The sequence below is a fragment of the Burkholderia sp. BCC0398 genome (assembly GCF_902833245.1).
In the GTDB taxonomy this organism is placed as follows: domain Bacteria; phylum Pseudomonadota; class Gammaproteobacteria; order Burkholderiales; family Burkholderiaceae; genus Burkholderia; species Burkholderia sola.
On the sequence record NZ_CADFEM010000005.1, the window covers coordinates 193,002 to 211,664 of the forward strand.

15 protein-coding genes are annotated in these 18,663 nt (G+C 65.3%); 10 read left to right on the forward strand and 5 right to left on the reverse strand.

Going from position 1 to position 18,663, the window contains the following annotated elements:
• Positions 1-3: 3 nt before the first annotated feature.
• From HWX76_RS12770 to HWX76_RS12790, 5 genes are read right to left on the reverse strand one after another with little or no spacing between them, the layout of a single operon-like run.
• On the reverse strand, positions 4-1,341 hold the full coding sequence (locus tag HWX76_RS12770) for a hypothetical protein (RefSeq protein ID WP_089490101.1): 1,338 nt from the start codon (positions 1,339-1,341) through the stop codon (positions 4-6).
• Positions 1,331-2,074, reverse strand: a complete 744-nt coding sequence (locus HWX76_RS12775; protein WP_089490100.1) for an outer membrane lipoprotein-sorting protein — start codon at positions 2,072-2,074, stop codon at positions 1,331-1,333. The genes HWX76_RS12770 and HWX76_RS12775 overlap by 11 nt, the downstream gene beginning before the upstream one ends.
• Positions 2,071-3,288, reverse strand: a complete 1,218-nt coding sequence (locus HWX76_RS12780; protein WP_176015879.1) for an ABC transporter permease — start codon at positions 3,286-3,288, stop codon at positions 2,071-2,073. Before HWX76_RS12780 ends, HWX76_RS12775 begins: the two co-directional genes overlap by 4 nt.
• Positions 3,260-3,970: an ABC transporter ATP-binding protein gene (locus HWX76_RS12785; RefSeq protein WP_050013569.1), complete on the reverse strand. Its 711-nt coding sequence runs from the start codon at positions 3,968-3,970 to the stop codon at positions 3,260-3,262. Before HWX76_RS12785 ends, HWX76_RS12780 begins: the two co-directional genes overlap by 29 nt.
• The gene (locus HWX76_RS12790) at positions 3,967-5,730 is read right to left on the reverse strand and encodes a fatty acyl-AMP ligase (protein ID WP_244137969.1); all 1,764 of its coding nucleotides are present in this window, start codon (positions 5,728-5,730) and stop codon (positions 3,967-3,969) included. The genes HWX76_RS12785 and HWX76_RS12790 overlap by 4 nt, the downstream gene beginning before the upstream one ends.
• Before the next feature lie 427 nt (positions 5,731-6,157).
• On the opposite strand from HWX76_RS12790, the gene HWX76_RS12795 reads away from it, so the two are divergent.
• The 10 genes from HWX76_RS12795 to HWX76_RS12840 all read left to right on the forward strand — a co-directional run bounded on the left by HWX76_RS12795 (position 6,158) and on the right by HWX76_RS12840 (position 18,604).
• The gene (locus tag HWX76_RS12795; RefSeq protein WP_050013567.1) at positions 6,158-7,105 is read left to right on the forward strand and encodes a fatty acid desaturase; all 948 of its coding nucleotides are present in this window, start codon (positions 6,158-6,160) and stop codon (positions 7,103-7,105) included.
• Between the two features lie 29 nt (positions 7,106-7,134).
• Positions 7,135-7,986 carry a ferritin-like domain-containing protein gene (locus HWX76_RS12800; RefSeq protein ID WP_176015978.1) on the forward strand — a complete coding sequence of 284 codons (852 nt, stop codon included), beginning with the start codon at positions 7,135-7,137 and terminating at the stop codon, positions 7,984-7,986.
• A gap of 619 nt (positions 7,987-8,605) precedes the next feature.
• Positions 8,606-9,595 carry a LysR substrate-binding domain-containing protein gene (locus tag HWX76_RS12805; RefSeq protein ID WP_050013566.1) on the forward strand — a complete coding sequence of 330 codons (990 nt, stop codon included), beginning with the start codon at positions 8,606-8,608 and terminating at the stop codon, positions 9,593-9,595.
• A gap of 142 nt (positions 9,596-9,737) precedes the next feature.
• Positions 9,738-10,562, forward strand: coding sequence for an alpha/beta fold hydrolase (locus tag HWX76_RS12810; RefSeq protein WP_050013651.1), 825 nt, complete (start codon positions 9,738-9,740; stop codon positions 10,560-10,562).
• A gap of 747 nt (positions 10,563-11,309) precedes the next feature.
• Positions 11,310-11,504, forward strand: coding sequence for a hypothetical protein (locus tag HWX76_RS12815; RefSeq protein ID WP_176015881.1), 195 nt, complete (start codon positions 11,310-11,312; stop codon positions 11,502-11,504).
• A 279-nt stretch (positions 11,505-11,783) separates the two neighbouring features.
• Positions 11,784-12,737 (forward strand): helix-turn-helix domain-containing protein, encoded by a 954-nt coding sequence (locus HWX76_RS12820; protein ID WP_050013565.1) that lies wholly within the window; start codon positions 11,784-11,786, stop codon positions 12,735-12,737.
• A gap of 732 nt (positions 12,738-13,469) precedes the next feature.
• Positions 13,470-14,546, forward strand: coding sequence for a sugar transferase (locus tag HWX76_RS12825; protein ID WP_089490097.1), 1,077 nt, complete (start codon positions 13,470-13,472; stop codon positions 14,544-14,546).
• A gap of 167 nt (positions 14,547-14,713) precedes the next feature.
• The gene (locus HWX76_RS12830; protein ID WP_239469032.1) at positions 14,714-15,883 is read left to right on the forward strand and encodes a polysaccharide biosynthesis/export family protein; all 1,170 of its coding nucleotides are present in this window, start codon (positions 14,714-14,716) and stop codon (positions 15,881-15,883) included.
• On the forward strand, positions 15,880-16,314 hold the full coding sequence (locus tag HWX76_RS12835) for a low molecular weight protein-tyrosine-phosphatase (protein WP_050013562.1): 435 nt from the start codon (positions 15,880-15,882) through the stop codon (positions 16,312-16,314). The genes HWX76_RS12830 and HWX76_RS12835 overlap by 4 nt, the downstream gene beginning before the upstream one ends.
• A 52-nt stretch (positions 16,315-16,366) precedes the next feature.
• Complete coding sequence (locus tag HWX76_RS12840) at positions 16,367-18,604, forward strand: polysaccharide biosynthesis tyrosine autokinase (RefSeq protein ID WP_176015882.1); 2,238 nt, start codon at positions 16,367-16,369, stop codon at positions 18,602-18,604.
• Positions 18,605-18,663: the final 59 nt, after the last annotated feature.

Here is an 18,663-nt window from a genome sequence, read left to right on the forward strand (position 1 = left end):
CTGTCAGAAACGCACGCGCACGGCGGCGTCGATGCGGGTGCCGAGGCCGACCATCCGGTACTCGGACTGGCTGTCGGAGAAGGCGTGGGTGAGCGCGACATCGACGCTCACGCGTGTGTTCACGTCGGCGACGACCTGCGCGATCGCGAGCAGGCCCTTGTCCTGCGGCGAATAGACGCCGCGCAGCGAATACTCGACGCGGCCGACCTTCTTGCCGAGCCGCGCGAACAGGTAGTCGCGCAGGCTGCCGTCGACGCTCACGAAGTTGGCCGTGCCGCCGAGGCCGGCCAGCGCGGCGCCGGGCGCGACGGGCAGCAGCGCGTTGTTCGCCTGCACCGCGCCGACCATTCGGCGCCACTGGCTCGCGTCGTAACGCGCTTCGTCGTGCGACCACTCGACGATCAGCGACAGATTGCCGGGCAGCGCGCTCTGCATGCCGACCGCGCTGCGCCACATGTACTGGCGATCGTTGCGGCGATCGACGGCGTCGTACGCGGCGGCCGAATCGAGCGGCGTGCCGTTCGCGATGAACGCGGGCAGCGGCCGCGTCGTGCCGCGCTCGAGCCACGCGCTCGCATAGACGGTGTTCGAGCGCGCGACGTCGAACGACAGCGTCGCGCCCGCGCCGCCGCGGCCCGCGTGACGGCCCGCGAGCAGCGCGGCCGAGCCGCCCGACCCGTTGTACGCGCCGCGCACGAGTTGCGTCGCGCCCTGCACGTCGCGGTTGTCGACGTCGTTGCGCAACGTGCGGTTCTCGCCGGCGATGAACTGCAGCGTGGTCTGTTCGCCGGCCCATTTCGCTTCGACGAGCGGCGTGCCTTCGACGTCGCCGTAGCGATCGTAGATGTCGGCCGTCGCGGCCCGCTTCTGGAAGAAGCCGAGCGGGAAGAACGCCTGCGACGTGTCGAGCGTATCGATCCGCTTGCCGGCCGTCAGCGTGATGCCGTTGTCGAACGCGTAGCGCACGCCCGCTTCGTTGAAGCGGCTCGCCTGCGCGCCGAGCGAATGGTTGCTGGCGACGACGCGCGCGTTCACGAACAGGTTCTCGCCGTCGATGCGTGCGAGCAGGCCGGCTTCCTGCTGGTTGCGCGGCGAGTCGCCGATCAGGCGGCCGAGCAGCGCGCGGCCGTCCATGCTGTCGACGGAGCGCGCGTAGCCGATACCGTTGAGCGTGCCGAGCTGATCCATCAGCGATGCTCCGTGCGCGAGCGTGCAACCGAGCGCGAGCGGGATCGCGAGCGCGACGCCGGGCCAGCCGCAGGACGTGCGGCTTGCGCGGTCGGGCGACGAACGGAGGCGGTCACGATGAGCGTCGGCATCGGCGTCGTACTCACTGGCCATCGGCGAGCGTGTCGGGATTGAACCAGCCCGACGGAATCTTGCGCGGTTGGCCGTCGAGGATGTCGACGACGCTCGCGCGCTGCTTCTCGACCTCGTTGCGATACGTGATCTTGCGGATCACCTTGCGGCCGTTCGCGTCGACCGGAGCCGAAAAGTCGGCGCTGCGAAACAGCAGGCCGCTCGCCAGGAAGAACTGCGCGCGCACCGGCACGTCGGTGTCGGGCGTCACCCAGAGCTTGATCGTCGGGTACACGTTGTCGGGATCGGTCGCGCTCAGGTCGAGTTCGGTGGCCGGCTTGCCGGCGATCGGCGTCGTGCCCGGCACGGCCGTCGCGCGATAGCTGTCCGCCCAGTGCGTGCGCGTGATATCGCTGATCACGACTTCCCCTTGCAGCCGCTGCATCCCGTTGATGCGCACCGCGCTGCGCGTGTTCGGCACGTAGAACCAGTGCCCGCGCGTCGTCGCGAGGTATTTCTGGCCGTCGTTCTCGCCGCTGCGCGTCAGCGCGAGCGTGTCGCCGTTGCCGCGCGTGTAGACGAGATAGCGCGTCGCGTCGCCGGCTTGTCCGCCGACCTCGTTGGTGATCCGGATGTTCGTCTGCGTATCGGCGGCCGTGCTGCGGTATGCGTCGGCACGGGCGAGCATGGTCTGGGCCGTCGGCGTGTCGGCCGCGTGCGCGGCGAGCGGCACGCACGCGACGAGCGCGGCGAACGTAAGGCGAATGCGGTTCATGGGGCGAGTCCTTCGAGGATGTTGCGTTTCGCGAGCCCGATCGTCGCGAGCAGCGCCGCGGCCACGCCGAGCACGACGAACGCGGCTTCGACGGCGGCCACGGCGACGGGCGATACGGTGAATTCGAGCAGGATCGGTTTCACGCGGCCGGGCGGCGCGGGCAGGTGGATCTGCGCGTGATTGAGCGCGACCATCGTCAACAGCGCGAGCGCGATGCCGGCGGCCGCGCCGAGCAGGCCGAGCAGCGCGGTTTCCTGGATCAGCACGCCGCGCACCGTCGCGGCCGGCACGCCGAGCGCGCGCAGCGTCGAGATCTCGCGGCGCCGCTCGACGATGCTCATCAAAATCCAGTTGCTCATCGACAGCAGGATCGTCGCGCACAGAATCGCGCCGAACACCGAGAACTGGTTCTTGTACAGCGCGACGACCTGGTGATAGAGCGACACGAGCTGGTCCCAGGTCCGCACGTCGAGCGTCGGCAGCGCGGTGCGCAGCGTCGCAGCGACGGCCGTCGTGCCGGCGGTGTCCTCGAGGAACACCGCGATGCGCGACGCGCGGTCGGTGCGCAGCAGCGCCTGCGCGGCCGTAAACGTCACGTTGACGATCCGTTCGTCGACGTCCTTGTTGCCGGTGCTCATCACGCCGACGATCTGCGCGTCGGTCGCGTTGATGCCGCCGTGCGCGGTCGACGCCATCAGCTGCACGACCGAGCCGACGTGCACGCCGAGCTTGCGTGCGAGTTCGGCGCCGACGACGACTTCGGTCCCCGCGTTCGTCGGCGACAGATAGCGGCCCGACAGTACCGTGTGATAGTCGAAGAAGCCGGGCGGCTCGCGGTTCGGTTCGATTCCTTCGCCGACGAAGCCGTAGCTGAGATCGCCGTTCGATACGAGCCCGTCGAAGTCGATGCCGCGCGCGGTCGTCGCGACGCCGGGCACCTTTGCAATCGCCTGCGTGGCGGCGGCCTGTTCGTCGGCGGTCAGCCCGTATTGCAGCGGCCGTTCGCCGATCAGGTCGAGGTAGCCGTGATGCAGCACCTGCACGTGGCCGACGCCGCTGTCGATCGACCCTTCGCGCACGGCATCGAACGTCGCGATCACGTAGCCGAGCGCGAGGCTCGACGCGAACGCGGCGACGCCGATCATCGCCATCGTCAGCACGGTGCGGCGCCGGTTGCGCCAGAGGTTACGCCACGCAAACGTCGACCAGTTCACGATTCACTCCCGGTACGCCGTCGCGCATCTCGATGCGGCGCGGCAGGTGCGCGCACAGACGATCGTCGTGCGACGCAATCAGAAAAGCGGTGCCCAGCGTGCGATTGGTGTCGAGGATCAGCTCGGCGACCGCCCGCGCATTCGTGCTGTCGAGGCTCGCGGTCGGCTCGTCCGCGATCACGATCGCCGGCTCCTTGGCGAGTGCGCGGGCCAGGGCGACGCGCTGCTGTTCGCCGCCGGACAGCTCACCGGGGCGATGTCGTTCGCGCGCGGCGAGCCCCACCGCGTCGAGCATCGCGCGCGCGCGTTCGCGCCGCGTGCGCGGCGTGCCCCACGCGAAGCAGCCGAGTTCGACGTTCTCGAGCGCCGACATCACCGGTATCAGGTTGAACTGCTGGAATACGAAGCCGATGCGTTCGCGGCGAATCCGTTCGAGCGTGTCCGGCGCATCGTCGATGCGGCGGCCTTCGAGCCAGCGTTCGCCGCTCGTCGGCACGTCGAGAAAGCCGGCGAGGTTGAGCAGCGTGCTTTTGCCGCTGCCCGACGGACCGACGAGCGCGACGACGTCGCGCCGGGCGATCGAGATCGTCGCGTCGCGCACCGCGACGACGCGGCCCGCGCCTTCGTACGTGCGTGTGACGTCGCGCAGCTCGAGCACCGGGGCCAGGGGCGCGGCCGTCATGCGAATGCTCCCTGGCCCGCTTCGACGGCAACCGGTGCTGCGATGACGGGCAGCGCGCCGTTCGCATAGAGATCGCGACACTTCACGCGCTGCAGCTTGCCGCTCGTCGTGCGCGGCAGCGAGCCGGGCTCGACGAAACACAGATCCTGCGCGGCGAAGCCGATGCGCGACGCGAGCAGTTGCTGGCACTCGGTGCGCGTTTGCGGCGTCGCGTCGACGGGGCGCGCCTCGATCGCGACGACCAGCCGCTCGGTGCCGGTTTCGGGATCGGGCAGCCCGAACGCGATGCACGTGCTCTTGCGCAGCGCGCTGTGCGACGCCAGCGCTTCCTCGATCTCGTGCGGGAAATAGTTGCTGCCGCGAATGATGATGACTTCCTTCTTGCGGCCGAGGATATGCAGCTGGCCGTCCGCGACGTAGCCGATGTCGCCCGTGCGGAACCAGCCGTCGGCCGTCAGCGGCGCGGCGATCGTGCCGTCGTCGGGGTTCAGGTAGCCGAGCATCACCGACGTGCCGCGGATCGCGACTTCGCCGACCGCGCGGTTCGCCAGCGCGTGGTCGCCGTCGTCGAGGATGCGGAACGCCATCCCGTCGATCGGCGTGCCCATCGCGAGCACCGTTTCGGTGTCCGTCTCGCGACCGTCGTTCGCGGCGGCCGGCTGCGCGTCGCGGCGCTCGATCAGCGCGCGCCGGTCGAGCGTGTCGGCGATCACGTACGGCGCGCCGTCGACCGCGCCTTCGTGCCACGCGCGATGCATCGATACCGCGAGCGTCGATTCGGCCATCCCGTAGCACGGTTGCAGAGCCGATGCCGCCAGGCCGTACGGCGCGAACGTCGCGGCGAAATCGCGCAGCGTCGCGTCGTCGACGCGTTCGCCGCCGATGAAGATGTTGCGGCACGCGGACAGATCGACGCCGATCATCGCGGCCGCATTGAAGCGGCGCACGCAGTAGCGCAGCGCGAAGGTCGGCACCGACGTCGTCGTCGCGCGCGCCGACGCGATGCGCTTCAACCAGCCGAGCGGATTCCGGATGAAGCTGTTCGGCTGCATCATCAGCAGCGGCGCGCGGTAATGCAGGTTCGACAGCAGCGTGAGCAGCCCCATGTCGTGATAGAGCGGCAGCCACGACGCGGTGCCGTCGCCGGCCGCGATATCGAAGCGCACCGAGCCGCCGATGCCGAGCACGTTCGCGATCACGTTCTCGTGGCTGAGCACCGCGGCCTTCGGATGCGACGTCGAACCGGACGTGAGCTGCACATGATGCGGATCGCTGCCGCTCTTCGCGCTGATCAGTGCGCGCGCGCCGGCGTCGGCGGCATTCGACAGCGTCGCGAGATCGACCACGCGCGTTGAGGCCGCGGGAAACGCGTCGTCGCGCCACGCCGCGGCCTGCGCATCCGCGGCGACGACGATGCGCGGCCGGTACAGCTCGCACGCGACGTCGATCACCTGCCGTCCGGCCGCCGCGCGCCGTGCGGGAACGGGCACGGTGCAGGGCAGCGCACCCGTCATCACGCAGGCCATCATCGCGACCGCATGCTCGACCGACGCGGGCAGCGCCAGCATCACCAGATCGTTCTCGCGCACACCGAGCTCGCGCAGCGCGCCGGCCTGATGAAACACCGCTTCCGCGAAGCGCCGGTACGTGACGCCGGCTTCGTTGCCCGCATCGTCGACGAACGTCATGCGATGCATGGCGCCCGCGACGTCCTCGAGCGATTCGATCAGGCGATGAATGGTCGATGCGTACTTCGTCACGAGGATTCTCCCGTTGCGGAACACGGCCGCTCGCGCCACGGTGCCGGCGGCGCCGTTCGTCGAGTGAGGTGGATTCTTGCCGGATCGATCGGCCGCGACAAACGGAATCTATGCAGGCTATGCATGAGCGGAGCGCATCCACTCGGGGCAGCGCACATTCGTTATCAGCGTGAACGATGAATACGCGCTAGGTGACTGGTCTGTCTCATTCGACCGGTCGTCTAGTTCACGATGTGGTGCGCTCATGCGCAGGCGTCATGCAATGCGTTCGGAAAATTCGCTTGTCCGAAACATCGACTCACAGAAGAATTGCATCCCGGCAGCGCGCCAGCGCCGCCGCGTCATCGTGCCGGGCGGGGCCCGGCTCAAGGAGAGCGTCTTGTCCGTCACCTCATCGCTGGTCGCCCGCACGAAATCGGTTGCAGACATGAAGAGCCGCCCGAGCGGCGTGGTCTTCTCGCTGAAGCTGGCGGTGTACGTCGCGCTCATCGCGCACGGGATGATGTTCGCGCTGTCGGCGCTCGTGATCCTGAAGATCTTCGGCATCCTGCTGATCGGTGCGATGTATGCGCACGGCGTCGAACTGCAGCACCAGGCGCTGCATTACCAGGGGTTCCGCAGCAAGCGCCTGAACATGGTGTTCGGCGTGCTGCTCGGCATGCCGATGCTCGTGTCGTTCCACGCGTACCAGGACAGCCACCTTCGCCATCACCGGCTGCTCGGCACGCCGGAGAACAAGGAGTTCTTCGACTACGGCGACCAGTACGGCGCGCGCCCCGTCGTCAATGTCGGGCTGTGGGCGTGGCGGCTGTCGATGGCCGCGCACTATATCCAGTTCGCGAAGAGCGTTGCGAAGCTCGTCGTGCCGGGCGCGCGCTTCGGCGACAACGCGCTCGTGTCGCGTGCGATCCGCCGCGACTACCTGCTGATGGCGGCGGCGATCGCGCTGCTGGCCGCGCTGTCGTTCGCGCTGCACTCGTGGTGCGTCGTCTGGGTGTGGGTCGTGCCGCTCGTGTGCGTCGCGGCGCCCGTGCATGCGCTGGTCGAGATGCCCGAGCACTACCGCTGCGACCTGACGAGCACCGACCCGTTCCGCAACACGAGGACGATCGAGAGCAATGCGTTCATGACATGGTTCACGAACGGCAACAACTATCACGTCGAGCATCACATGATGCCGAACCTGCCGATCGAGCGCCTGCACGATCTGCATGGCGCGATCGCGCCGCGCATCCGCTATTACCACCGCACGTACCGGCAGTTCTACTACGCATTGCTGCGCGGCCGGCTGACGCCTCGCTCGGTGGACGACGATCGGGACGATCGCGAGCCCGATGCCGAAGCGGTTGCGCCGGCGTCCACGCAATCGGCATGACTACCGCTGCCGACTATCTTGGGACGACGATGCTCTATCCGGAACTGTTCAGATCGCTCGAAGCGGTTCGCTGGGACATGGAGAAGGACATTCCGTGGAACCGGTTCGACGCTTCGCTGCTCACCGACGAGCAGGCGAAGACGATCAAGATGAACGCGATCACCGAATGGTCGGCGCTGCCCGCGACGGAGATGTTCCTGCGCGACAACCAGCACGACAGCGATTTTTCCGCGTTCATGAGCGTGTGGTTCTTCGAGGAGCAGAAGCATTCGCTCGTGCTGATGGAATACCTGCGCCGCTTCAAGCCGGAGATGGTGCCGACCGAAGCGGAACTGCACGCGGTGCGCTTCCAGTTCGATCCGGCGCCGCCGCTCGAGACGCTGATGCTGCACTTCTGCGGCGAAATCCGCCTGAACCACTGGTACCGCTGCGCGGCCGACTGGCACACCGAGCCCGTCATCAAGCAGATTTACGAAACGATTTCGCGCGACGAAGCGCGTCACGGCGGCGCGTACCTGCGCTATATGAAGAAAGCGCTGAACAACTGCGGCGACGTCGCCCGCGCCGCATTCGCGAAGATCGGCGTGCTGATGGCGTCGGCGCGCCGCACCGAGAAGCCGCTGCACCCGACCAACCTGCACGTGAACCAGGCGCTGTTCCCGCGCGACACCGTGCAGTCGCGCCTGCCCGATCCGGAATGGCTCGAGCGCTGGCTCGACGAGCAGATCCGTTTCGACGGCGAGTGGGAGAAGAAGGTCGTCGAGCGGATCCTGCACAACCTGTCGATCCTGTTCGAGCGCACGTTCGCGAGCGCGCAGGAACTGAACCGCTATCGCCGCGAAGTGACCGCGCGGACGAATGGCGCGTTGGGCCGCCCGTAGCGGATCGATACAGGCAGCCCGTCGCGCGGTGCGGGCCGAAATCCGGCCGACATCCGAACGCCATGCGGCCGAACGGCGCTACCGGCAGGCGAATTAATCATTCCAGACATAATCGGCGCATCAGTTGCTTGAAATTGCATGGCAGCTTTGAAATTCATTCGTTTAGCATATTTATGTAAACACGGAATTCCGGATTTAGATGGCATTTTCGTGTATGTTACCGACCGGTTGTCTTTCGCAGTCCGGGAAAATAAATTTAAAAGTTGGCTGATTGAAATTGAATTGTAGGAATCGGATGATGCATCTGATTGTGCGACGAGATCGACGTGATAGCGTCGAATTCTGGCGGTAATCCTCTGTTTTTGAAGGAGTTTGTCGGCTATTTGAAGTGCTGGATTCGTTCTCATATTAATTTACAAAATCACTACCTGGATAATGTTCATGTAAGGATATCATTGCGATCAAAATCGATAGATAAATACAAGTGTCACGATTGAAAATAAGAATGATGTGCATCCATGCTTCAATATAAAATCGTTTCCGAATCCAAATGGGAGAGACGATTCAGGGAGACGAACGGCGACTTATCGGTCGATGGGTGCAACTTTGAGGCGGCGGTATGGCTAATGTGAGATTGGCAAAGCGATTGAGAAGTCTGCCTTCGCTGGATTTCCTGAGAGGCTTCGAATGCGCGGCGCGCCATTTGAGCTTCACGCGGGCGGGGCAGGAACTGAACGTCACGCAATCGGCCGTGAGTCGGCAGGTCAAGGCGCTCGAAGAGCAGCTCCGGATCGAGCTGTTCCATCGGCACATTCGTTCGTTGACGCTGACCGACAAGGGGCGCGAGCTGTACGACGCGATCTCGTTCGCGTTGTCCGACCTGGAATCGGTGGTCGGTAAGCTGTCGTCGAGTGTCGGCCAGCGCGCCATCTCGTTGTCGACCACCGTCTCGTTCGCCGCGCTGTGGCTGATTCCACGCCTCGGTTCGTTTCGCGCCAGCTATCCGGACATCGACGTGCGCGTGTCGGCCACGAGCGAAATCGAAGATCTCAAACGCAAACGTTTGCACCTGGCCGTGCGCTATGCAGGCCCGTATACGTCGACCGACGATACGGACGTGCTGTTTCGCGAGCGTGTCGTCGCGGTGTGCAGCCCGAGCCTGGTGGCGGCGGGCGACGCCGCATCGATGAAGCCGGCCGACCTCGACAAGCACGTGCTGCTGCATCTCGACGACCCGCGCGGCGAATGGCCGTGGCACGGCTGGAGCCATTTGCTGAAGGCGCTCGGCGTGCCGCGGCTGCGGCCGGTCGGCGCGCTGCACTTCAGCCAGTACGATCAACTGGTCCAGGCCGCGGTCGACGGCCACGGTATCGCGATCGGCAGGCGGCCCCTCGTCGACGGGCTGTTGAAGCAGGGGCGGCTCGTCGAGCTGTTCCCGCACTGCACCGTTGCATCGGGCAGCTACGTGCTCGTGCAGAACCCCGATGCGTGCAACGAATTCGATATCGCGGTGCTGACCAACTGGTTGCTCGAACAAGCGTGTCATTCGCTCGAGGAGGAGCCGGGCATCGCCGGCAGCAACGTGCTGCCGATGTACCGCGTCGGATAGCGCGGCGAATACGTCGTGCGCGGCGTCATGCACGACGCCTGCAACCTGTGCGATGATGCGCCGCTTCGCGTTCGTCGCAGAACGCCGCCGACTGCGGCACCCGTTTCCGGGCCATCGCCGCGTCCTCACATCCGGAGACAGCATGCCCGCACACACTATTCATGGCAGTACCCTGCACTACCTCGATCACGGCGCCGGTTTTCCGGTGCTGCTCGGGCACAGCTATCTGTGGGACGCGACGATGTGGGCGCCGCAAATCGACGCACTGTCGCGCCGGTATCGCGTGATCGTGCCGGATCTGTGGGGGCATGGCGAATCGGGCGCGCTGCCGGACGGCACGTACACGCTCGACGATCTCGCCGCGCACGCCAGCGCGCTGCTCGACGCGCTGGAGATCGAACAGTGCGCGATCGTCGGGCTCAGCGTCGGCGGCATGTGGGGCGCGCGGCTCGCGTTGCGCGAGCCGCAGCGCGTGCGCTCGCTCGTGATCATGGATGCGTCGCTCGAGGCCGAACCCGATGCGACGCGCGCCCGCTACTTCGGGATGCTCGACGCGATCGAGACAGCGGGCCGCATCGCGCCGCCGCTGCTCGACGCGATCGTGCCGCTGTTCTTCCGGCCGGACGTCAATCTCGACGACCCGGTGCCGACGGCGTTTCGCGATGCGCTCGCGAACCTGCCGGCCGACCGGCTGCGGCAATCGATCGCGCCGCTCGGCCGGCTGATTTTCGGCCGGCCCGACACACTCGCGACACTCGCCGACCTCGATGCCGCACGCACGCTGCTGATGTGCGGCGCGGGCGACATGGCGCGCCCGCCGTCGGAAACCGTGAAGATGGCGAGCGTGATCGGTTGCGCGCATGCGCTGGTGCCCGACGCCGGCCATATCTCGAACCTGGAAAATCCGGCGTTCGTCACGCGCACGCTGCTCGACTGGTTCGACGCGCAGTCACTGCCGTCGAACTGACGATCGCGCGAACGGCGACGCCCGCGTGCCCGGCGCCGCGCAGATCGGTTTTTCCGGTGGCGAGCCGCCGCAGCGCAGCGGTCGGACGGGCATGGGCGGCTGCCGGGTTTCTAGCGATCCTGATTGCGTGGGCGTGAGCGCCGCCCTCGGGTCGCGCGGCCGAATGGTTGCGATCGACCACCGATCTTCCGGAATACTACCGATTCGGTTGGACATTGAGGTTGCCTGTCGACACACGAAAATCTGCAGTACGAACGAAAGTTTAAAACGCATCGGGCGGGGTCGCCCGCAACCGTTTCCTCCTTTCCTGACCCGGGCCGGCGGTGCGGGCAGGGCAACGCGCATATCGCACGCGCCGCATTCGACCGACGCGAACGCCCATCAAAACGAGTCGATCCGAATTCGATGAGCGCGCGCCGGACGAACTGCCCTATGACGGATCGATACCGACAAGTCCGACAAACGGCATAGGATCCGGCACGCGAACGAATCGTCCCGTGTAATTGATCGTAATCGCATGTAATCCTTGGTCATACCGTGTGATCCCGTGTATCGCCCATAGGTTTCGGTCTCTTCAACGACAAACGTTTGCGTGCCGCTATACCGAAAGATTCGACGATGGAGCCGGTATTTCATTACCGATCCGAGGTCACGCACGATCTGAATTTTCCTTAAATGCCTGGCCAAAATCCCGGGATGACGTTTGCGCGAAATCGCCGGTTCACCCGCCCTGAGCGACATTCGACCATGCTGCCTGAACGGCTCTCACCAGCGCCCACGCGGGGTCGCCGCGATGCGGCCCGTTCGCCCATTGCGGCGGCGGCACTCGAAAAAGACGGCTCATTCGATCGATTTCGGTTTCTCTTCATTACCGGTGATTTCCCCCGCCTGCGTTATCGCGATTTATATTTCCTGGCATTGATGCACGTCAATTTTCAATGAAATGGCGTGATCGTATTTCCACCGAAATTGATGAATTTCAATAAATAGGTCCATATCATTGGCTTGATTGAATCCGACAACAACACGGCGAAAACAGACATTGACAAATCGGCGGGCGAGGAGCGCCCCTTATGATGCGGCGCAGAAAACAACAAATGTAAGAAATTGTTAAAGGGCCGCAGGATGCAAACAGTGCCGAATCATTCATCGACGGGGTCAAGCGTGAATCGGGGAAGAGGCGCCGGCAACGAACATCAACGGGCAAGCGTAATCGTCCTGTTGCTCGAGGGTTTTTCCATTATGCAGATGGGCAAGCTGGCCGCCGTTTTCGAACTGGCGAATCAGCTCGGACGGGTCGATGGCGCATTCGTCGACCGTTACGAATTGCGCCTGTATTCCGTGCATGGCGGCCCGGTTCGTTCGTCGTCGGGCGTCGGCATCTGGACGGAAGCGGCGCGCACACTCGAAGCCAGCAGGGTGCACGCGATGTTCGTGTTGAGCGGTCAAGGCGGGACCGACGAGCTCGACGAACAGTTTATTGCGTGGGTCCGGCATGTCCATCAGCGGGCGCGGGTCGTGCGCGGCAGCCATGGCGGCCGGAGATTGCTGACGCAGATTCGCCTGGGGCAGAAGGAGATAGAGAAGGCAGCGTCGGGAACGGACGGCGGCGCGTCGGACGATGAAGCCGCCGGCGACGAAGACGACGGGCCTTTCTCCGATGCGTTGTCGATCGTCCGGGTGGACATGGGTTACGAAATCGCGCAGGAAATCGTGATGTGCATGGTGTCCGGCGCGAACCGCAAACTGACCGACGTGTTGTTCGGCGCACGCGTCGCCCGTGCGAGCACGCTGATCCGGATGGCTGCGCATCATCTGCGGGTCAATAGCGAGAACCGCATTTCGATCGCCGATGCCGCGCAGGCCGCCGCGATGAGCGAGCGCAATTTCTTGCGGCGCTTCAAGAACGAAATCGGTGTCACGCCTACCGAGTTCGTGCTGAGGATACGCCTCGAAAAGGCATGCCGCATGCTGATCGAGACGGATCTTCCGGCGGACAAGGTCGCGCGGCGCACCGGCCTCGGCAGCGGCGACCGGATGGCAAAACTGTTTCGCCAGCACTTGCAGACATCGCCGACCGAATTTCGGGCGGCTGCACGAAAAGACAGTGACGCGTCGACGGACACGCTGTACGCGTCGGATTTGGGCGACTGGATGAGCGGCGCATCGTCCTAGAGCGGGCGATCGCAATTCGCCATCGGACGCCCATCGGCGAAGTCGCTTTACCCGAATTCAAATCCATGCCTGGATATCGATGTTCATTCAGCATGACGGTTTTATGATTTGGAATGCAAATCAGTGGTATCGGTAATTCTGATTTGACGAAGGCGGATTCGGCCACAATCGTGGCGCGGTCGGACATCGATCAACCCGCGCGTATTTCCACTGATTAGGTTATCGACTGGCCTTTCGAGGAGTCGGCACCCCGGTACTCCTCGGAATTTTGCCTGCCGTGTCGTCGTGAGCGCACCGTGCAGGCCTTTTTATTCGTTAGGCGAGCATCGAGCGCCGTCGTTCGGCCGATGCTCGCTCGTAGGCCAGGACGCACCAGGCGATGCATGCGCATGCCCCGTGCGCGCGCATGGCGGCCGCGGCGAATTGCAAATCGACATGAAATTCATGTCGTACATCCGATCCGAATCCGGGCATGAATGGGTGCGAACGCACGTTATTCGTGCATCGCTCGATTCGAGAAATGGATCGAATAATTCGCTCGGGAAATCGGCCTTGATTTGTTCCGCCATCAACAAGGCGGATTCGGACGCAATCGATAAAGGCGCAAGTCGAGGCGAATATGATGCACTGCGGAAACGTTGAAGCAGAGGCGCCGCAACCAGCGTTCCGCGTGATGTGATGCCGCGCTGCGTCGTGAATGGATATTGGGTGATGACTTAGGAGTTCATATCAATGAATTCGTTGATCAATCGAGCGACCGATATCGGAATGATCGTGCTGGGCGCGTTCATCCCCGCGTTGATCGGTGCGACCGGCGGTGCGCGCGGCACCCTGTTCGACGGTGCCCTCGTCGCGTTTGCCGCCGCGCTGGCGTTGTCGGTATTTCCCGCATGCGGCATCTACGAGAAGGTGCGGACGCAATCGGCGCTGCACCTGCTCGGGCGCACGGTGCTGGCATGGATCGTCGTGCAGGGCATGAGCACCGCGCTGCTTTACGTGCTGCATCGTGCGCATGTGCTGTCGAGCGAGTGGTTCGTGTGCTGGACGCTCGCCAGCGGGATCGGCCTGATCGCATTCCGCGCGCTGACGCTCGCGATCTTTGGTGTGATCGAGCGTGCGGGCGGTCAGGTGCGCGCGGCGGCGATCGCGCACGCGGACCGGCGCGGCCAGTTCGAGATCGGCCACCGGACGGTCGGACGCGTCAAACGGACGGTCAAGCGGAGCTTCGACCTGGTGGGCGCGTCGGTGCTGCTCGTCGTACTCGCGCCGGCATTGCTGGGCATCGCATGGGCCGTGAGGCGCGACGGCGGTCCGGCGATCTTCGGGCATGAGCGTGTCGGCCGAAACGGCCGGCGCTTCAAGTGCCTGAAATTTCGCTCGATGGTGACGAACGCCGATGTGGTGCTCAAGGCGCTGCTGGAGCGCGACGCCGACGCCCGGGCGGAATGGGCGCGCGAATTCAAGCTGAAGAACGATGTCCGCATCACGCCGATCGGCCGCCTGCTCCGCAAGACGAGCCTCGACGAACTGCCGCAGTTGCTGAACGTGCTGAAGGGCGACATGAGCCTGGTCGGGCCGCGCCCGATCGTCGAGGCCGAGCTCGAACGCTACGGCGCCGACGTGCGCTACTACCTGATGGCCAAGCCCGGCATGACCGGCCTTTGGCAGGTCAGCGGCCGCAACGACACCGACTATTCGACGCGCGTGTCGCTCGACGTGTCCTACGTGCGCGACTGGTCGCTGCGCCGCGACATCGGCATTCTGTTCAGGACGATCACCGTGGTGGTGCGCGGCTCGGGCGCGTACTAGCCGCTTCCTCCCGCGTGTGAAGGCGGTGCGATCGCGCGTGGCGGAAGGCGGCGCAACGGTACGGTGTGGCAGCAGGCATGTCCGGTCTCGACAGGGGTGCTGTACTCGCGGTCGACACGACGCGAGGCGACCGAAGCAATTTCAGACTAAAAAAGAGCGAGGTTGTAATGCAGAGGTTGCGTCAAATGGAGCCGGCGCGCGCGCCGCGCCGACGATCGCGTGTCGGTCGACTCGTGATGATCCTGCCGCTGTGTGCGTTGCTGGGCGCGTGCGGTATCGCGCCGGGCATGCGCATGCAGCAGCCGGCGTCGATTCCGCTGCAAAGCGGCACGACGCCCGGTGACAACGCCACGCTGCCGGTTCCGGTGACGAATATCGACCTGTCGCTGATCCGGCGCATGCGCGATACGGAACGCAGTGTGCCCGGCGAGCTCCGCGATATCGCCTCGTCGCCGGACGCATACACCATCGGCCGCGGCGACGTGTTGCAGATCACCGTGTGGGATCACCCCGAACTGGCGGCGGCGCTCGGCGCGCCGGCACAGTCCGCGCCGCGTGCCGCGGATGCGCCGCCGGGTTTCGTCGTCGATCAGGACGGTACGCTGCAGTTTCCTTACGCGGGCCGGTTGCCGGTCGCCGGGCTGACGGCCGAGCAGGTACAAACGCAGCTTGCGCGGCGTCTTGACAAGACGTTCAGGAATCCGCAGGTCACGGTGCGGATCGCATCGTTCCGTGCGAAGCAGGTGTATATCGAGGGCGAGGTGCATACGCCGGGCTCGCAGCCGGTGAACGACATCCCGATGACGCTGTATGACGCGATAGGGCGGGCAGGGGGATTCTCGGCGGCGGCCGACCAGAGTCGCATCGTGCTGGTGCGCGACGGCGTCGAGCGCAGGATCGATCTGACCGGGATGGCCGAACAAGGACGCAATCCGTCGAAGATCGTGCTGCGCAACGGCGACCTCGTGCGCGTGCTGGCACGCGACGAGAGCGGCGTATTCGTGATGGGCGAGGTCAACAAGCCCGTCACGGCGTTGCCGATGCGCAATGGCCGGCTGACGTTGAGCGAGGCGATCGCGCAGGCAGGCAGCCTGAACGCGAACACGGCCGACGCCGCGCAGCTCTACGTGGTGCGCGGGATGCAGGACGCGCAACCGCAGGTCTATCACCTCGATGCCCGCTCGCCGGTCGCGATGGTGCTCGCCAACCAATTCCAGTTGAAGCCGAAGGACGTCGTCTACGTCGACGGCAACGGGCTCGTCCGCTTCAGCCGCGTGCTCAGCCTGTTGCTGCCGGCCATCAATGCCGGCCTGACCGCGGCGATCGCGACCAAATGATGGAGTCCATCCTGATCGTCTGCGAAGGCAACATTTGCCGCAGCCCGATGGCCGAAGCGATGCTGCGTCAGTCGATGCCGGGGCGCCGCGTCACGTCCGCCGGCCTGAACGCACTGGTCGGCATGCCGGCCGCGCCGTATGCGCTGGACGTCATGCGCCTGCGCGGGTTCGACGTGTCGCCGCATCGCGCCCGGCAGGTCGACCGCGCGCTGTGTACCGACGCCGACCTGATCCTCGTGATGGACCGTCGACAGCGCACGTCGCTCGAGAACCGGTTTCCGTTCGTGCGGGGACGCGTGTTCCGTCTCGGCGAATACACGGACTTCGACGTGCACGACCCTTACCGGCAGCCCAGGTTCGTATTCGAACGCTGCGCGCGACTGATCGAACTCGGCGTGTCCGAGTGGTCGAAGCGCCTTCGTATCGTCTGAAGCCGCCGTCGGCCGACGCTCCACTGGAACCCCTACGCCTCATATCGTTGCCATGACCCAACCCTCCGCCCCGCCGCAGCAAGCCGCCGAAGACGGCAGCGAGACCGATTTCGTCGCGGTGCTCGACATTCTGCTGGAAAGCCGCTGGCTGATCGCGTCCATCACGTGCGTGCTGCTGGCGGCCGGCCTCGCGTACGCGATGCTCGGCAAGCCCGTGTTCGAAGCCAACATCATGGTCCAGGTCGAGGACAGCCCCGACACGTCGGCCGCCAAGTCGTTGCTCGGCGACGTATCGGCGCTGTTCGACGTCAAGTCGTCGGCCGCCGCCGAACAGCAGATCCTCGCGTCGCGCCTCGTCGTCGAACGTGCGGTCGACAAGCTCAACCTGTTCATCGACGCGGAGCCGAAGCGATTTCCGCTGATTGGCGACTGGATCGCGCGCCATCGCGATGGCTTGTCCGAACCCGGCCTCGCCGGCCTGGGCGGCTACGCGTGGGGCCGCGAACGCATCGACGTGCGGCGTTTCGACGTGCCGCGCAAGAACGAAGGCGACGCGTTCACGCTGACGAGCCTCGGGGGCAAGCGCTATCGGCTCGACGGCGGCGATCTCGATGCGCCGGTCGAGGGCACCGTCGGCGCGCTCGAGCGCTTCGACTCGCCGCGCGGCCCGATCGTGCTGCAGGTCGCGTCGATCGCCGCGAAGCCCGGCGCCGCATTCGTGCTGGCTCGCCACTCGCGGCTGAAGACGATCGAGGATATCCGCGACCGCCTCAACGTGCAGGAGCGCGTGAAGCAATCGGACGTCGTCGTCGCCAGTCTTCAGGATACCGATCCGAAATGGGTCAGCGACACGATGAACGAAATCGGCCGTCAGTACGTGCGGCAGAACATCGAGCGGAAATCGGCGGAGGCCGCGCAGTCGCTTGAATTCCTGACCGCGCAATTGCCGCAGCTCAAGCAGCAACTGGCCGATTCCGAAGCACGTCTGACCAAACTGCGAGACGAGCATGGCACGGTCGACCTCACCGAGGAGGCGAAGCTCGCGCTGGCCCAGACCGCGGACGCGAAGACGCGCCTGCTCGAGTTGCAGCAGAAGCGGCAGGAGTTGATGTCCCGTTTCACCGAACGGCACCCGAGCGTGGCCGTGATCGACGAGCAGATCGCCGCGCTGAACGGCTATCGGAACGCCGCCGAGCTGCAGATCAGGCGCCTGCCGGACCTGCAGCAGGAAGCCGTGCGGCTGATGCTCGACGTGAAGGTCAACACCGACCTCTACACGGCATTGCTGAACAACATGCAGCAACTGCAACTCGTGCAGGCCGGCAAGGTCGGCAACGTGCGTCTCGTCGACACGGCCGCGGTGCCGGAAGTGGCGGTGCGGCCGAAGAAGGTGCTCGTCGCGCTGGCGTCGCTGCTGCTCGGGCTGCTCGCCGGCTGCGGCACCGCGATCGTCCGCTCGATGCTGTTCCACGGCATCTCGGATCACAACGAGATCGAGCGCCGCCTCGGCCTCGCGGTGTACGCGACGGTCCCGATCAGCGACCATCAGCGCGACCTGGCCGAAGAAGCCGCGCGCAAGAGCGGCCACAAGTCGATCCTGTCGATCGATTTCCCGAACGAGCCGGCCGTCGAGTGCCTGCGGAGCCTGCGCACCGCCCTGCAGTTCGCGATGCTCGAGGCGAAGAACAACATCGTGCTGATCGCCGGTCCCGCGCCGGGCGTCGGCAAGACCTTCATCTCGTCGAACCTCGCGGTCGTGATGGCCAGCGCCGGGAAGCGTGTGCTGCTGATCGACGGCGACATTCGCAAGGGGCGGATGCATGACTATCTCGGCTTTCCGCGCGGCCGTGGCTTCACGGAGCTGATCGCCGGCAGCGCACGCGTGGAGGACGTGATTCACCGAGAGGTGGTCGAGGGTCTCGACTTCATCTCGACCGGCACGATGCCGAAAAATCCCGCGGAACTGCTGTTGAACCGCAATCTCGCGGCGCTGGTCGACGGCCTGTCGTCGGGGTACGACATCGTCGTGATCGACTCGGCGCCGGTGCTCGCCGTGCCCGATACCGGTATTCTCGGTGCATTCGCCGGTACCGCGCTGCTCGTCACGATGGCGGGCAAGACAAAGCTCGGCGAGATCGACGAATCAGCGAAGCGCTTCGCGCAAAACGGCGTTCGCCTGAACGGCGTCATCTTCAACGGCGTCAACCCGCGGCTCGGACAGTACGGCTACGGTTCGAAGTACGGCGGTTATCGCTATGTCGCCTACGAGTACGGAGCGCAGGATGCGTGATATGTCCAGCGCAGCCGGCGTCCCGGCATGCGAATCCGGTCGCGCGCGGCGCACGGAGG

Bases quoted from the DNA above. Each gene is read 5' to 3' on its own strand.
- HWX76_RS12770 (WP_089490101.1), bottom strand. From the start codon at position 1,341: ATGGCCAGTGAGTACGACGCCGATGCCGACGCTCATCGTGACCGCCTC.
- HWX76_RS12775 (WP_089490100.1), bottom strand. From the start codon at position 2,074: ATGAACCGCATTCGCCTTACGTTCGCCGCGCTCGTCGCGTGCGTGCCG.
- HWX76_RS12785 (WP_050013569.1), bottom strand. From the start codon at position 3,970: ATGACGGCCGCGCCCCTGGCCCCGGTGCTCGAGCTGCGCGACGTCACA.
- HWX76_RS12795 (WP_050013567.1), top strand. From the start codon at position 6,158: ATGAAGAGCCGCCCGAGCGGCGTGGTCTTCTCGCTGAAGCTGGCGGTG.
- HWX76_RS12800 (WP_176015978.1), top strand. From the start codon at position 7,135: ATGCTCTATCCGGAACTGTTCAGATCGCTCGAAGCGGTTCGCTGGGAC.
- HWX76_RS12805 (WP_050013566.1), top strand. From the start codon at position 8,606: ATGGCTAATGTGAGATTGGCAAAGCGATTGAGAAGTCTGCCTTCGCTG.
- HWX76_RS12810 (WP_050013651.1), top strand. From the start codon at position 9,738: ATGCCCGCACACACTATTCATGGCAGTACCCTGCACTACCTCGATCAC.
- HWX76_RS12815 (WP_176015881.1), top strand. From the start codon at position 11,310: ATGCTGCCTGAACGGCTCTCACCAGCGCCCACGCGGGGTCGCCGCGAT.
- HWX76_RS12825 (WP_089490097.1), top strand. From the start codon at position 13,470: ATGAATTCGTTGATCAATCGAGCGACCGATATCGGAATGATCGTGCTG.
- HWX76_RS12830 (WP_239469032.1), top strand. From the start codon at position 14,714: ATGCAGAGGTTGCGTCAAATGGAGCCGGCGCGCGCGCCGCGCCGACGA.
- HWX76_RS12835 (WP_050013562.1), top strand. From the start codon at position 15,880: ATGATGGAGTCCATCCTGATCGTCTGCGAAGGCAACATTTGCCGCAGC.
- HWX76_RS12840 (WP_176015882.1), top strand. From the start codon at position 16,367: ATGACCCAACCCTCCGCCCCGCCGCAGCAAGCCGCCGAAGACGGCAGC.